General features: G+C 62.2%; 13 protein-coding genes. 9 read left to right on the top strand and 4 right to left on the bottom strand.

From position 1 onward, the window contains the following. The first annotated feature begins 87 nt into the window (after positions 1 to 87). The 5 genes from V8N38_RS18485 to maeB all read left to right on the top strand — a co-directional run bounded on the left by V8N38_RS18485 (position 88) and on the right by maeB (position 3,828). On the top strand, positions 88 to 414 hold the full coding sequence (locus tag V8N38_RS18485; RefSeq protein WP_004936551.1) for a phage holin, lambda family: 327 nt from the start codon (positions 88 to 90) through the stop codon (positions 412 to 414). After that, positions 404 to 805 (top strand): M15 family metallopeptidase, encoded by a 402-nt coding sequence (locus V8N38_RS18480; protein ID WP_019453868.1) that lies wholly within the window; start codon positions 404 to 406, stop codon positions 803 to 805. The genes V8N38_RS18485 and V8N38_RS18480 overlap by 11 nt, the downstream gene beginning before the upstream one ends. After that, the gene (locus V8N38_RS18475; RefSeq protein ID WP_033635477.1) at positions 802 to 1,182 is read left to right on the top strand and encodes a DUF2570 family protein; all 381 of its coding nucleotides are present in this window, start codon (positions 802 to 804) and stop codon (positions 1,180 to 1,182) included. The genes V8N38_RS18480 and V8N38_RS18475 overlap by 4 nt, the downstream gene beginning before the upstream one ends. Beyond that, on the top strand, positions 1,163 to 1,336 hold the full coding sequence (locus V8N38_RS18470) for a hypothetical protein (RefSeq protein WP_180547555.1): 174 nt from the start codon (positions 1,163 to 1,165) through the stop codon (positions 1,334 to 1,336). The genes V8N38_RS18475 and V8N38_RS18470 overlap by 20 nt, the downstream gene beginning before the upstream one ends. Positions 1,337 to 1,548: 212 nt before the next feature. Further along, positions 1,549 to 3,828, top strand: a complete 2,280-nt coding sequence (gene maeB, locus V8N38_RS18465) for an NADP-dependent oxaloacetate-decarboxylating malate dehydrogenase (protein ID WP_038881248.1) — start codon at positions 1,549 to 1,551, stop codon at positions 3,826 to 3,828. Positions 3,829 to 3,878: 50 nt separating this feature from the next. Here maeB and mmuM read toward each other — a convergent pair whose 3' ends face one another. Together mmuM and mmuP are read right to left on the bottom strand one after the other, a co-directional pair. After that, a complete protein-coding gene (mmuM, locus tag V8N38_RS18460; protein ID WP_142110322.1) occupies positions 3,879 to 4,817 on the bottom strand; it encodes a homocysteine S-methyltransferase in 939 nt (312 codons plus the stop codon). Then, a complete protein-coding gene (gene mmuP, locus V8N38_RS18455; protein ID WP_047730133.1) occupies positions 4,807 to 6,216 on the bottom strand; it encodes an S-methylmethionine permease in 1,410 nt (469 codons plus the stop codon). Before mmuP ends, mmuM begins: the two co-directional genes overlap by 11 nt. Positions 6,217 to 6,393: 177 nt before the next feature. Between mmuP and V8N38_RS18450 the strand changes: the two genes are divergently transcribed. The 4 genes from V8N38_RS18450 (at position 6,394) to V8N38_RS18435 (ending at position 12,676) form a co-directional block, all read left to right on the top strand. Next, positions 6,394 to 7,233, top strand: a complete 840-nt coding sequence (locus V8N38_RS18450) for a ChaN family lipoprotein (protein ID WP_047571061.1) — start codon at positions 6,394 to 6,396, stop codon at positions 7,231 to 7,233. 102 nt (positions 7,234 to 7,335) lie between these two features. After that, the gene (locus tag V8N38_RS18445) at positions 7,336 to 8,133 is read left to right on the top strand and encodes an energy transducer TonB (RefSeq protein WP_070914519.1); all 798 of its coding nucleotides are present in this window, start codon (positions 7,336 to 7,338) and stop codon (positions 8,131 to 8,133) included. A 54-nt stretch (positions 8,134 to 8,187) separates the two neighbouring features. Next, positions 8,188 to 10,314, top strand: coding sequence for a S9 family peptidase (locus tag V8N38_RS18440; RefSeq protein WP_147840457.1), 2,127 nt, complete (start codon positions 8,188 to 8,190; stop codon positions 10,312 to 10,314). Between the two features lie 121 nt (positions 10,315 to 10,435). Continuing rightward, the gene (locus V8N38_RS18435) at positions 10,436 to 12,676 is read left to right on the top strand and encodes a TonB-dependent receptor domain-containing protein (protein WP_060419815.1); all 2,241 of its coding nucleotides are present in this window, start codon (positions 10,436 to 10,438) and stop codon (positions 12,674 to 12,676) included. A 22-nt stretch (positions 12,677 to 12,698) separates the two neighbouring features. Here the strand turns inward: V8N38_RS18435 and V8N38_RS18430 are convergent, their stop codons facing one another. Continuing rightward, positions 12,699 to 13,154, bottom strand: coding sequence for a YaiI/YqxD family protein (locus tag V8N38_RS18430; RefSeq protein WP_004936514.1), 456 nt, complete (start codon positions 13,152 to 13,154; stop codon positions 12,699 to 12,701). Next, entirely contained in the window at positions 13,154 to 14,074 is a 921-nt protein-coding gene (hemF, locus tag V8N38_RS18425; RefSeq protein WP_060419818.1) for an oxygen-dependent coproporphyrinogen oxidase, read from the bottom strand. Before hemF ends, V8N38_RS18430 begins: the two co-directional genes overlap by 1 nt. Positions 14,075 to 14,078 lie beyond the last annotated feature (4 nt).

Below are 14,078 nucleotides of genomic sequence, written 5' to 3'. Positions count from 1 at the left end.
TCATAGCATCCTTAACTAGATTCTGATTATCCGATGTCCCACCGGCCGTGATTGGCATTTAATTAAAAATAAAAAAGGAGATGAGCTATGTCCAGCATAGAGCCTGACGCTGTTGGCTTAATAGTCCAGCGAGTATGTGAATATCTTCAGCCGGTATTAAACGCCATTTTGGCCGGCGTAATGGCGTTATTGCACGGCGCCTATCGCAACGTGGGTATTCGGCGGCGTTTATTGAATGCGGCGATGTGTGCGTTATTGGCCTGGACGGTGCGCGATGCGCTGGCGCTGATGGGCCTGGAATTAAAGTGGGCGAATTTAGCCAGCGTGCTGATTGGCTTTATGGGGGCGGATTACATCAACGCCTTAATTAAGAAATTCATTGGCAAAAAAACGGGGTTTAAAAATGTTAAATGACATCGAAGATATTCGTTTTACCGCCCGCAGCGAAGAGAACCTGCGCGGCGTACACCCGGATCTGGTGCGCGTTATTCGTTTGGCGCTGCGTTATTCGCTGGTGCCGTTCTCCGTCAGTGAGGGGCTGCGCAGCATGGCGCGCCAGCGGGAAATGGTGCGCGCCGGCAGCAGCCAGACATTACGCAGCCGCCATCTGACCGGCCACGCGGTGGACGTGGTGGCGATGCCGGCGGGCGTGGTCTCCTGGGAGTGGGATTACTACGCGCAGATTGCGGTGGCGGTGCGGCGCGCGGCGCGTGAATGCGGCATCAACGTTGAATGGGGCGGCGAGTGGAAAACCCTCAAGGATGGCCCGCACTTCCAACTGCCTTTCCGGGACTATCCGGCATGAGCGGTTGGCTGCAAAAACTGATGCAGGGCGGCTTGCTGCTGCTGTTGCTGGCGGCTATCTGCCTGGGTGGCTACAGCTCGCTGCTGTCGCACCAGTTGGCGTCTGCGCGGCAACAGGCGGCAGAGCTGCAGAAAAGCCTGGCGCAGCAGGCCGGGCTAATCGCCACCCTGCAGACTCAGGATGCGCAAAACCGTGCGCTGATGGCGGCGCAGCAGCGGCAGGAACGGCAGCTGCGCCAACAACACGAGGCTTATCAGAGGAAATACCGTGAAGCGATTAAAAACGATCCCTGTGCCGCTCAGCCTCTGCCTGGCGCTGTGCTTGAGCTCCTGCGCCCGGCCGCCGGCGCCGCAGGCCGTGCCGCTGTTGCCCCCTGAGTCGGTATTCGCGCCCTGTGAGCAACCGCAGCTGCAAGGGGAGACCTGGGGCGATGCGGTAAGCTACACCCTGGCGTTACAAACCTCGTTACACATTTGCGCCGGCCAGGTGGAGACGCTCAACGCCTGGCGCGCCACGCTGCCGCCATACTGATGGCGGCACTTCTGCGACTCGTCTTGCGATCCTTTTTTTACTTTTAAAACGGTCTTTCGGCCAAGGTTATGGCCCGCTTCAAAGTTTGTGATGTTTCTCTCACTATACTTCAAGGCTGCGCCCTGTCATTGTACCTGGGCGCCATGGCCCACGGCAGGGCGCAGCCTCAAAGTCTTACCTCAACATAAAAGCAAAAAACAAAGGAATCCATAATGGACGAACAACTCAAACAGAGTGCCCTTGATTTCCATCAGTTTCCTGTCCCAGGGAAGATCCAGGTTTCCCCCACCAAACCGTTGGCGACCCAGCGCGATCTGGCGCTGGCCTATTCGCCGGGCGTCGCCGCGCCTTGCCTCGAGATCGCCGAAGATCCGTTGGCAGCCTACAAATACACCGCGCGCGGCAACCTGGTGGCGGTGATTTCCAACGGCACGGCGGTACTGGGTCTGGGCAATATCGGCGCGTTGGCCGGTAAGCCGGTGATGGAAGGCAAGGGCGTTTTGTTCAAGAAGTTTTCCGGTATTGATGTGTTTGATATCGAAGTGGATGAGCATAACCCTGACAAGTTAATCGACATTATCGCCGCGCTGGAACCGACCTTCGGCGGCATCAACCTGGAAGACATCAAGGCGCCGGAGTGTTTCTACATCGAACAGAAACTGCGCGAGCGCATGAAGATCCCGGTGTTCCACGACGACCAGCACGGCACGGCGATCATCACCACTGCGGCGGTGCTCAACGGCCTGCGCGTGGTGAAGAAGAATATCTCCGACGTACGCCTGGTGGTGTCCGGCGCCGGCGCGGCCTCCATCGCCTGCCTGAACCTGCTGGTGGCGCTGGGGCTGCGGCAACAGAACATCACCGTTTGCGACTCCAAGGGCGTCATCTATAAAGGCCGCGACGCCAATATGGAGCAGACCAAAGCCGCCTACGCCATCGAGGATAACGGCCAGCGCACGCTGGGCGACGCCATCCCGAATGCCGACATCTTCCTCGGCTGCTCCGGCCCGGGCGTTCTGACGCAGGATATGGTGAAAACCATGGCGCGCGATCCGCTGATCATGGCGCTGGCCAACCCGGAACCGGAAATTTTACCGCCGCTGGCCAAAGCGGTGCGCCCGGACGCCATCATCTGCACCGGCCGCTCCGATTACCCGAATCAGGTGAACAACGTCCTGTGTTTCCCGTTCATTTTCCGCGGCGCGCTGGACGTGGGCGCCACCACCATCAACGAAGAGATGAAGCTGGCCTGCGTGCATGCCATCGCCGATCTGGCGCTGGCGGAGCAGAGCGACGTGGTGGCTTCCGCCTATGACGACCAGGATCTCTCCTTCGGGCCGGAATACATCATTCCGAAACCGTTCGATCCGCGTCTGATCGTCAAGATCGCGCCGGCGGTCGCCAAGGCGGCGATGGAGTCCGGCGTAGCGACGCGCCCGATCGAAGACTTCGACGCCTACGTCGAGAAGCTGGCGGAGTTCGTCTACAAAACCAACCTGTTCATGAAGCCGATCTTCTCGCAGGCGCGCAAAGAGGTGAAGCGGGTGGTGCTGGCGGAAGGCGAGGAAGAGCGCGTGCTGCACGCCACGCAGGAGCTGGTGTCGCAGGGGCTGGCCTTCCCGATCCTGGTCGGCCGCCCGAGCGTGATCGAGATGCGCCTGAAAAAATTGGGCCTGCAGCTGACGCCGGGCAAAGATTTCGAAGTGGTGAACAACGAGTCGGATCCGCGCTTTAACGAATACTGGGGCGAGTACTACCAGATTATGAAGCGTCGCGGCGTCTCGCAGGAACAGGCGCGCCGTGCGGTGATCGGTAACCCGACGCTGATCGCCGCCATCATGCTGCACCGCGGCGAAGCGGATGCGATGATCTGCGGCACCATCGGCAGCTACCATGAGCATTACGACGTGGTGAAGAACGTGTTCGGCTTCCGTGAAGGCGCGCACGTCGCCGGCGCGATGAACGCGCTGCTGCTGCCAAGCGGCAACACCTTTATCGCCGACACCTACGTCAACGACGATCCGACGCCGGAACAGCTGGCGGAGATCACCCTGATGGCGGCGGAAACCGTGCGCCGCTTTGGTATCGAGCCGAAGGTGGCGCTGCTGTCTCACTCCAGCTTCGGCTCTTCCGACTGCCCGGCGGCGCGCAAGATGCGCAAAACGCTGGAGCTGGTGAACGAGCTGGCGCCGGAGCTGGAGATCGACGGCGAAATGCACGGTGACGCCGCATTGGTGGAAAGCATCCGTCACGATCTGATGCCGGACAGCCCGCTGAAAGGCTCGGCCAACCTGCTGATCATGCCGAACATGGAAGCGGCGCGCATCAGCTACAACCTGCTGCGCGTCTCCTGCTCGGAAGGGGTGACCGTCGGGCCGGTGCTGATGGGGGTCGCCAAGCCGGTGCACATCCTGACGCCGATCGCCTCGGTGCGCCGCATCGTCAACATGGTGGCGCTGGCGGTGGTAGAAGCCCAGACCGAACCGCTGTAAGTCCGGGTTGAGTGACTGGCCCCCTACGCCGTTGGCGCCGGGGGCTTTTTTTATGCCTTGCAGCGTGCGGCGATGGCGCGGATATCCTGCGGGGTGGTGCGGCAACAGCCGCCGATCAATTGCGCGCCGAGCGTGCGCCACTCCGTCGCCTGATCGGCCAGGCTGCCGTGCTCGCCGCCGCAGGCGTGCCAGGTTTTGCTCACCGCATCGTAGTGCTCGCCGGAGTTGGGGTAGACCAGCAGCGGTTTGTCGGCCAGCGCGCCCAGTTGGCGCAGCGCCGGGGCGACCTTGTCCAGCGCGATGCAGTTGATGCCGATGGCCAGCACCTGCGGGTTGCCGCGCAGCGCGGACAGGACCTCCGTCAGCGGCGTGCCGTCGCTGAGGTGTTGGCTGTCGCGCAGGGTGAAGGCGAACCAGGCGCCGAGCGTCGGGAATTCCTGCAGCAGCGTCAGCAGCGCCTGCAGTTCGGCGAACGACGGCAGCGTTTCGCAGGCCAGCAGATCGACGCCGGCGGCGGCCAGTGCGGCGAGGCGCGGGCGGTGGAAGGCGATCATGTCATCCTGCGCCAGCCGGTAGTCGCCGCGGTATTCCGAGCCGTCGGCCAGATAGGCGCCGTACGGGCCCACCGAACCGGCGATCAGCAGCGGTGCGGCCTGCGGGTGCGCGGCCAGATAATCGCGGCGCGCGCGTTGCGCCAGCTGCACGCTTTTGGCGATCAGCGCCAGCGATTGCTCCTGATCCAGGCCGCGGCGCAAGAAGCCCTGCGGCGTGGCCTGATAGCTGGCGGTGATGGCGCAGTGGGCGCCGGCGTTGAAATAATCGAGATGCACCTGATAGATAAGCTCGGGATTTTCAATCAGCACCTTGGCCGACCACAGCGGATCGGTCAGATCGCAGCCGCGCGCTTCCAGCTCGGTGGCCAGCGCGCCGTCCAGGATCAGAGTGGGGTGTTCGGCCAGCAGGCGGGCGACGGGGTTATTAACCGACATGTTGTTCTCCCAAAGCGGTTTTTTGCCCGGCGCGCCGGGTCAGGAAATAGGTGAGGTAGCACAAGGCGACGAACGGCAGCCCGCAGTAGAGCGCAATGCGCTGCTCCGGATCGAACGCCAGCCCGATGCAGGCCAGCAGGCACAGCGCAAAGCCGAGGATCGGCGTCAGCGGGTAGCCGGGCGCGCGGTATTTCAGGCCGCTTATCGGCTGGCCGCTGCGCAGGTAGGCGCGGCGGAAAGCAAAGTGGGCCGCGCAGATGCTCAGCCACACCGCTACTACCGCAAAACCGGAGATCGCCGACAGGGCGACGAACACCGTGTCCGGTGCGATCACGCTGGTCAGCAGCGCCAGCACGCCGCCGAGCATGCTGAAGGTCAGGGCGTTGATCGGAATGCCGCGCGCATTGACGCGCGCAAAGTAGGCCGGCAGGGTGCGCTGGTGGGCCAGCGACCACAGCATGCGCCCCGAGGCGTACAGGCCGGAGTTGGCCGCCGACAGGATGGCGGTCAGGATCACGAAGTTGAAGATATCGGCGGCGTAAGGCACGCCGATGCGTTCAAACACCAGCACGAACGGGCTTTTGACGATCCCCGCCTGATCCATCGGGATCAACGCCGCCAGCACGAAGACCGTACCGATAAAGAACAGCATCAGGCGGATCACCGTAGTGCGGATCGCCAGCGGCACGACTTTTTCCGGGTTCTCGGTTTCACCGGCGGCGATGCCGATCAGCTCCGTACCGGAGAAGGCGAAGTTCACCGCCACCATGGTCATCAGGATCGGCAGCGTGCCGTGCGGCAGCCAGCCGGAAGCGGTCAGGTTATGCAGGAACGGCGCCGGCGTGCCGTCTTTCATCGGCAGCAGGCCGAACATGGCGGCGCCGCCCAGAATGATAAACGCCAGAATGGTCACCACTTTGATCAGCGAAAACCAGAATTCGCTTTCGGCGAAAAAGCGGGTGGTCACCACGTTGAGCAGGAAAATGGCCGCGCAGAAGATCAGGCACCACAGCCACACCGGCGACTGCGGGAACCAGTACTGCATGCAGAATCCGGCGGCGGTCAGGCTGGAGCCGAGCGCCACCGTCCAGGTGAGCCAATACAGCCAGGCGACGGCATAGCCGGTGGCCGGCCCCAGATAGCGCGAAGCATAGACGTGAAAAGCGCCAGTTTCCGGCATCGCCACCGACAGCTCGCCCAGGCACAGCATCACCAGATACACCACCAGCGCACCGATCAGGTAGGCCAGCAGCGTGCCGAGCGCCCCGGTGGTGGAGATGATGTAGCCGGTGTTGAAAAACAGTCCGGTGCCGATCACGCCGCCCAGCGACAGCATCACCAGGTGCCGGGCCTTCATGCTGCGTTTGAACTGTCCTGCGGCGGGTGCCGATGGTTGCATAATAATCTATCCGTATAGACGTCTAAATATCTGAATGGCTATTGGTTATACCCGCAATGCTTTTTCAACGCAATGCGCAGCCGGCGATCGGTGCGTAAAAAAATCGTTAAGTCGGATCTATATGCAAATGATAATTATTATCTATAATGTCGCCATTTTCGATAATGGGGCAACATGATGAGATACCTGATTTTATTGGCGGCGTTGGCGCTCGGCGCCTGCAGCCAGGCGCCGGTGAAGGCGCCGGCCAACGACGTCGCGAGTTTGGGGAGCATCACCGATCTGCACAGCGGCGCGACCCTGACGCCTGAGCAGCTGTTGACGCGGCTGGCGCAGCAGCCGCGGGTGATCCTGGGGGAGAAGCATGATAATCCTTACCACCATCAGATTGAGCAATGGCTGGTGCAGCAGCTGCCGCTGCGGCGGCCGCAGGGCAGCGTGCTGATGGAGATGATCAACCCGAACCAACAGGCGCAGGTCGACAAGGTCAAGCAGTGGTTGCAGAGCGATCCCACGGTGCGTGACGGCCGCGTAGCGGAGCTGATCGCCTGGCAGCCGGGCTGGAAGTGGGAGCTGTATGGCGGGGTGACGATGGCGGCGATGCGCGCGCCTTACCCGCTGTGGTCGGCCAACCTGGATCGCAGCGAGATTACGGCGTTCTATCAGCAGCCACAGTTCCCGGCGGGGCAGCTATCGGCGCAGCCGGCGGTGCGCAAGGCGCTGGAAGAGACCATCCGCACTTCGCACGGCGGCCAGATTGAGGCCGACCAGCTGCAGGCGATGTTGGCGATCCAGCAGCAGCGCGACCGGCGCATGGCGGAACGTCTGCTGGCGGCGCCGACGCCCGCGCTGCTGATCGCCGGTGGCTATCACGCCGCCAAATCGGTGGGGGTGCCGCTGCACGTGCGGGATCTGCAACCGGCGGCGGCGCCGACGGTGCTGATGTTGGCGGAGCCGGGCGTACAGGTCGATGCGAACACCGCAGACTACCTGTGGATCACACCATCAGTGAAATGAATACGTTAAGACAGTGAAAAGGGGTGTTAATTATAGTTGCAAATGATTATCATTAGTAAATGTGATCTGCAATCATTCGCAATTAAGCAAGCTAATGCCCCTATGTTAAGTCAGTCTTACTCCCTCCCGGCCTTTGAACTGCCGCAGCCGCGCTGGGCGCGCGGCCTGCTGCTCGCCCTGGCGGCGCACGCGGCGTTGGTGCTGCTGTTTTACTGGCCGCAGACGGCGCTGGAGCCGGTGGTACTGCCACCGCCGGCGGTGATGATGAGCTGGGCGGCGCAGATTGAAGCGCCGGAAAGCAAGCCGCTGCCGCTGGGCGTGCAGCAGGCGGAATCCGCCGCGGCGCAGCCTGCGGAGCAGCAGCAACAGCCGGATCTGCCCAAGCTGGCGCGCGCCGAGAATGCGAAAATCGTGACGGCGCAGAAGAAGCGCGCCGAACACCGCCCCCCGCAAAAATCGCAGCCGAAGCCGCAGGAACAGGCCAAAGAGACGCGCAATGCCGCCGCGTCCAGCGCCGCCGCGCCGCAGGCGCAGACGCTTTCCCATCAGACCGCCGCACCGATCAACAGCGACGCCAACAGCAACGCGCAGGCCAAACTGTCGTGGGAGAGCCTGGTGAAAGGCAAACTGAACCGCATCAAGGATTATCCTTTGGATGCCCGCAGCCGCCGGCGCAGCGGCATGCCGCAGGTCAGCTTCAGCGTCGACGCGCAGGGGCGGGTCTCGAACGTCATGCTGCAGGTGCGTTCCGGCACCGCGTCGCTGGATCGGGAAGCGGTGGCGGTGGTGTCACGCGCCCAGCCGTTGCCGCCGCCGCCGCCGGAGATGCTGCAGCAGGGAGCCGTCAAGGTGACGATGCCGATCGATTTCAATCTGGCGGAGCTGAATGCCCGCCGTTAATGCCCGCAGGCGCCGCATCGCCGTCGTGCGCCTCTTCAAACTTCGTGAGGGATTATGAATCCGCTGTTATTCACCCCGCGCCGTCGCATCGCGGCCGCGCTCTGGCTTTCTTTAGGTATCGCCGGCGCCGCGCTGGCGCAACCGCAGCCGCCATTGGCGGAACGCGCGCCGAAAGCGCTGACGGCGCACGGCGAGACGCGCACCGACGATTACTACTGGCTGCGCGACGACAGCCGAAAAGAGCCGAAGGTGCTGGACTACCTGAAGGCGGAGAACCGCTACACCGAGCAGATGATGGCGCCGTACCAGAAGCTGCGCGCCACGCTGTATCAGGAGATGCTGGGCCGCATGAACCCTGACGATCGTTCGGTGCCGTATCAACTCAACGGCTATCGCTATCAGGAAAGCTACGCCGCCGGTAAAGATTTCGCGCTGTATCAGCGCCAGGCGCTCACCGCCGACGCGCCGTGGCAAACCTTGCTGGACGCCAATCAGCGCGCGGCCGGCCACGCCTACTATCGCCTGGGGGCGATGGACGTCAGCCAGGACAACCGCCGGCTGGCGGTGGCCGAAGATCTGCAGGGCCGCCGCCAATACCGCATCTCCCTGCGTGAGATAGGCAGCGAACGCTGGTCGCCGGAAACGCTGGAAAACACCTCCGGCAACATGGTGTGGGCCAACGACAACCAAACCCTGTTCTACGTGCGCAACCACCCGCAAACGCTGTTGCCATACCAGGTTTATCGCCATCAGTACGGTACGCCGACGGCGGAAGATAAGCTGGTGTACCAGGAAAACGATCCGGCGTTCTACCTCAGCCTCGGCCGCTCGTCCTCGCGCGATTACCTGATTCTGACCATCAGCGGTAACACCACCTCCGAGGTGCGCCTGATCGACGCCAACCAGCCGCAGCGCGAGCCGCAGCTGTTCGCCGCCCGGCAGAACGGCCGCGAGTATTACCTCGATCACTACCGCGGCGAGTTCTACCTGCGTTCTAACCATCAGGATCCGAACTTTGGCCTGTACCGCACGGCGGCGGCGGGCAAACCCTGGCAGACGCTGATCGCGCCGCAGGCGCAGCACGAGGTGGAGAGCTTCAGCCTGTTCCGCGACTGGCTGGTGGTGCAGGAGCGCGCCAACGGGCTGGTGCAGCTGCGGCAAATCAGCTGGGACGGTAAAACCGAGCGCACCATCCCGTTCGATGACGCCAGCTACATGGCCTGGCTGGGCTATAACCCGGAGCCGGACAGCGATCGGTTGCGCTACGGCTATTCGGCGATGACCACGCCGACCCGCACCTATGAGTGGGATCTGGACAAGGGCGAGCGCACCCTGCTGAAGCAGCAGGAGGTGAAAGGCGTCGATCCGAGCCTGTATCACAGCGAGCGCATCTGGGTCACGGCGCGCGACGGCGTGAAGGTGCCGGTCTCGCTGGTGTACCGCACATCGCTGTTCAAAAACGGGCATAACCCGCTGCTGGTGTACGGCTACGGCGCTTACGGCATGAGCATGGATCCGGCGTTCAGCGCCAACCGCATCAGCCTGCTGGATCGCGGCTTCGTCTATGCGCTGATCCACGTGCGCGGCGGCGGCGAGCTGGGGCAGAGCTGGTACAAACAGGGCAAGCTGACGCATAAACCGAACAGCTTCAACGACTTCATCGATGCCACCCAGGCGCTGATCAAAGACGGCTACGGCCAGCCGGGGCGCATCTACGCCATGGGCGGCAGCGCCGGCGGCTTGCTGATGGGGGCGGTGATCAATCAGGCGCCGCAGCTGTACAACGCGGTGGTGGCGCAGGTGCCGTTCGTCGACGTGGTGACCACCATGCTGGACGACAGCATTCCGCTGACCACCGGGGAATACGAGGAGTGGGGCAACCCGCACCAGCCGGCCGCCTATGCGCTGATGAAGTCCTACAGCCCGTACGACAACGTGCGCAAGCAGCGTTACCCGAACCTGCTGGTTACCAGCGGCTTGTACGACTCCCAGGTGCAGTATTGGGAGCCGGCCAAATGGGTGGCGAAGCTGCGGCGCTTCAAGCAGGGCGATTCGCTGCTGCTGCTCTCCACCGACATGACCGCCGGCCACGGCGGCAAATCGGGCCGCCTGGCGCGGCTGGAAAACGGCGCGCTGGAGTACGCCTTTATTCTGGCGGCGGACCGGCAGGCGCAGAAATAACCTTTAGCGCCGCAGCACGCTGCGGCGCAATAAAACAATAACAACCTTTTACCGCGCTTTCAGCGGGCTTTTTGCTGGGCATTGTCGGCCATCAAACCTTATTGGCTATTTCTGGGGATATATGAAAATCAAAATGATAGCGAGCCTGATCGGCGCGGGACTGGCGCTGTACGGGCCGGCTGCGGCCGCGCAGGAACAGGCGGAAAATAATAAAGGCAGCGTGGCGTTCAGCCCGCTCAACGTCTCGGCCGCCGACAGCGGCAAAAGCAGCGAAAAAGACGCGTTGGCGAGGCCAGGCGCGTTCAGCTCGCGCGATGAAAACAAGAATCTGGAGTCGGTGGACAGCATTCTGCGCAGTATGCCGGGCACCTATACCCAGATCGATCCCGGCCAGGGTTCGGTCAGCGTCAATATCCGCGGCCTGAGCGGCTTTGGCCGGGTCAACACCATGGTCGACGGCATCACGCAAAACTACTACGGCAACTCGCCGAGCGACGCAGCGCACGGGGGATTGCCCACCAGCCAGTTCGGGGCGCTGATCGATCCTAACTTTATCGTCGGCGTCGACGTGGCGCGCGGCAATGCCACCGGCTCCGCTGGGGTGAACGCTCTGGCGGGTAGCGCCAACTTCCGCACTATCGGCGTGGACGACGTGGTGTTTTCCGATAACCCGTTCGGCGTGCGCACCAAATTCTCGGTGGGCAATAACGGCATCGGCCGCAGCGGCATGATCGCCGTGGGCGCCAAAACCGCCGCCTTTGCCGACGGCGGCAGCCTGGGGGCGATGGCGGCGATCAGCGGCAGTTCCATCACCTCCAACTACAAAAACGGCGCCGGTTTCGACAGCGAGGTGTTCAACGTCGATAAAACCTACCGCCAGAACCCGAAATCCCAGCTGTTCAAGGTGGACATCAAGCCGGATGCCTTTAACAGCATCGAACTGTCGGCGCGCAGCTACCAGAATAAAATCACCCGCCGCCACATCGACAGCGACGATTTTTACCTTAAGTATCACTACGCGCCGTTCTCGGAACTGATCGATTTCAACCTGACCGCCAGCACCAGCCGGGGTGAGCAGAAATTCATGTCCAACAACATGGCGGGCTTTAGCGACAGCACGGCGAAAAACATCTCTGATGCGCTGGATATCAACAACACCAGCCGTTTCAGCCTGCAGGATGTCGATTTCGCCTTCAGCTACGGCGGTAAACTGGTGCGCAACGAGTATAAGAAAAAGGCCTCCGGTTTGGTGACGGATGACAATCAGGCGGAAAGCATGCCGGTGGGAATGTCGGGCAAGCAAGATATTTCCAGCCTGTATAGCGGGTTGCAGGCCAACTACGGCATCTGGCAGGGGAATTTCGATCTGAACTACACCGCCTATCGCCTCTCCGGCTATAAGCCAGCCTGTGACGAGCGCGTGGAGTGCTTCCCGCAGGGTGCCGGCAATATCAACCGCAACGAACACGGCTTCAACCCGTCGGTCATGCTGTCGGCGCAGGTGACGCCGTGGCTGCAGCCGTTCGTCAGCTACAGCAAGTCGATGCGCGGGCCGAATATCCAGGAGGTGTTCTTCGCCAACAGCGGCGGCCAGTCGATGAACCCGTTCCTGAAGGGCGAAAAAGCGGAGACCTGGCAGGGCGGTTTCAATGCCAATGCCCACGATCTGTTGTTCAAGCAGGACAGTTTCCAGCTGAAAGCGGTCTATTTCGAAACCAGAATCAAAAACTACATATCCAGCCAAACCTACCTGGTGTGTAAAAACCGCCAGAAGTGCAACCGCTCGCAGGCGACGCAGGAAGAGTGGGATAACGCGGACGTCAACGTCAGCATGACCATGTACAGTAACGCCCCCGAACCGGTCAAAATGCGCGGGGTGGAGCTCGAAGCGCTGTACGACGCCGGTTTCGCCTTCACCAAGCTGTCGTTAAGCAAGGAGCATACCTCCCAGCCGACCAACCAGGCTAGCAACGTGTTCGGCGCGGGCGATGTCAGCGAACTGCCGGAATTCTACTTCACGCTGGACAGCGGGGTACGCTTGCTGGACGAGAAACTGACGCTGGGCGGGGTAGTGAAATACACCGGCAAATCGGTGCGCCTGTCGCCGGACTCTGATTACGATGAGAATGAGCAGTTGCTGAAAGAGCCGGCGCCGCATATTCCGACCATTATCGATCTGTACGGCACCTATCAGGTGAATCGCAATCTGCTGCTAAAGCTCAGCGTGCAAAACCTGATGGACAAAGACTACTCGGACGCGCTGAACAAGATGAACTCGCTGCCGTCGCAGTCGCAGTATGAGACGCCGACCAACACTGCCCGTGGACGCACCTATATCTTCGGCGGGGAGGTGCGCTTCTAAACCGCAGCGGAGCAGGGCGCAGTCACTGCGCCCGTTTCGCCTGCAGCAGCCATTTGTCCAGCTCGTTGGCGAACTGTTGGCGGTCGCGCTGGTTCAGGGCGTTCGGGCCGCCGGTCTGAATGCCGCTGGCGCGCAGGGTATCCATAAAATCGCGCATGTTGAGGCGCTCGCGGATGGTGTCCGGCGTATAGCGTTCGCCGCGCGGGTTCAGCGCCACCGCGCCTTTCTCTATCACCTCCGCCGCCAGCGGGATATCGGCGGTGATCACCAGATCGCCCGCTTCGCAGCGGCGCACGATCTCGTTGTCGGCCACGTCGAAGCCGGCCGCGACTTGCAATGAACGAATGTACTTCGACGGCGGTGTGCGCAATGGCTGGTTCGCCACCAGCGTCACGGTGATGGCGGTACGATCGGCGGCGCGGAACAGCACCTCTTTGATCACGTTCGGACAGGCGTCCGCATCGACCCAAATCTGCATCATTTCGGCTCCTGCAGCCAGTCGCGCACCGGCAGGAAATCGCGCGCCAGCGCCGCTTCCGGGCTGTCGCCTTCCGGCTGGTAGTTATATTCCCAACGCACCAGCGGCGGCATCGACATCAGAATGGACTCGGTGCGCCCGCCGGTTTGCAGCCCGAACAGCGTGCCGCGATCCCACACCAGGTTGAACTCCACGTAGCGGCCGCGACGGTACAGCTGGAACTGGCGCTCGCGCTCGCCCCAGCTCAAGGCCTTGCGTTTTTCGACGATCGGCAGATAGGCGTCGAGGAAGCCCTGGCCCACCGCGCGGGTGAAAGCGAAGCAGTGGTCGAAGTCCGGGGTGTTCAGATCGTCGTAGAACAGGCCGCCGATGCCGCGTGCTTCGTTGCGATGCTTGATGAAGAAGTAATCGTCGCACCATTGCTTGTATTTCGGGTAGACCTCGTCGCCGAACGGCGCACACAGTTCGGCCGCGGTGCGGTGCCAGTGCACGGCATCCTCTTCGAAGCCGTAGAACGGCGTCAGATCAAAGCCGCCGCCGAACCACCACACCGGCGCTTCGCCCGGCTTTTCGGCGATGAAGAAACGCACGTTGGCGTGGCTGGTGGGCACATAAGGGCTGAGCGGATGGATAACCAACGAGACGCCCATCGCCTGGAAGCTGCGCCCGGCCAGTTCCGGACGGTGCGCGGTGGCCGAGGCCGGCAGGGTGGCGCCGGAGACGTGCGAGAAGTTGACCCCCGCCTGTTCGAACACCGCGCCGTTGGTCAGCACGCGGCTGCGGCCACCGCCGCCTTCTTCACGCGTCCATTGGTCTTCGGTGAACACGGCGCCGCCGTCGGCCTGGGCGAGCTGCGCGCAGATATGATCCTGCAGCGCCAGCAGGAAGGATTTTACTTCAGCGATGTTAGGTAAACTCATGCGG

The organism is Serratia nevei (assembly GCF_037948395.1).
Taxonomy (GTDB): domain Bacteria; phylum Pseudomonadota; class Gammaproteobacteria; order Enterobacterales; family Enterobacteriaceae; genus Serratia; species Serratia nevei.
Note: the sequence above shows the minus strand (reverse complement) of the source record. Positions and strands in the feature narration are given on the sequence as shown.

Bases quoted from the DNA above. Each gene is read 5' to 3' on its own strand.
- mmuM (WP_142110322.1), bottom strand. From the start codon at position 4,817: ATGTCGGTTAATAACCCCGTCGCCCGCCTGCTGGCCGAACACCCCACT.
- mmuP (WP_047730133.1), bottom strand. From the start codon at position 6,216: ATGCAACCATCGGCACCCGCCGCAGGACAGTTCAAACGCAGCATGAAG.
- V8N38_RS18475 (WP_033635477.1), top strand. From the start codon at position 802: ATGAGCGGTTGGCTGCAAAAACTGATGCAGGGCGGCTTGCTGCTGCTG.
- V8N38_RS18435 (WP_060419815.1), top strand. From the start codon at position 10,436: ATGAAAATCAAAATGATAGCGAGCCTGATCGGCGCGGGACTGGCGCTG.
- V8N38_RS18430 (WP_004936514.1), bottom strand. From the start codon at position 13,154: ATGCAGATTTGGGTCGATGCGGACGCCTGTCCGAACGTGATCAAAGAG.
- V8N38_RS18485 (WP_004936551.1), top strand. From the start codon at position 88: ATGTCCAGCATAGAGCCTGACGCTGTTGGCTTAATAGTCCAGCGAGTA.
- hemF (WP_060419818.1), bottom strand. From the start codon at position 14,074: ATGAGTTTACCTAACATCGCTGAAGTAAAATCCTTCCTGCTGGCGCTG.
- V8N38_RS18480 (WP_019453868.1), top strand. From the start codon at position 404: ATGTTAAATGACATCGAAGATATTCGTTTTACCGCCCGCAGCGAAGAG.
- V8N38_RS18445 (WP_070914519.1), top strand. From the start codon at position 7,336: ATGTTAAGTCAGTCTTACTCCCTCCCGGCCTTTGAACTGCCGCAGCCG.
- V8N38_RS18440 (WP_147840457.1), top strand. From the start codon at position 8,188: ATGAATCCGCTGTTATTCACCCCGCGCCGTCGCATCGCGGCCGCGCTC.
- V8N38_RS18450 (WP_047571061.1), top strand. From the start codon at position 6,394: ATGAGATACCTGATTTTATTGGCGGCGTTGGCGCTCGGCGCCTGCAGC.
- maeB (WP_038881248.1), top strand. From the start codon at position 1,549: ATGGACGAACAACTCAAACAGAGTGCCCTTGATTTCCATCAGTTTCCT.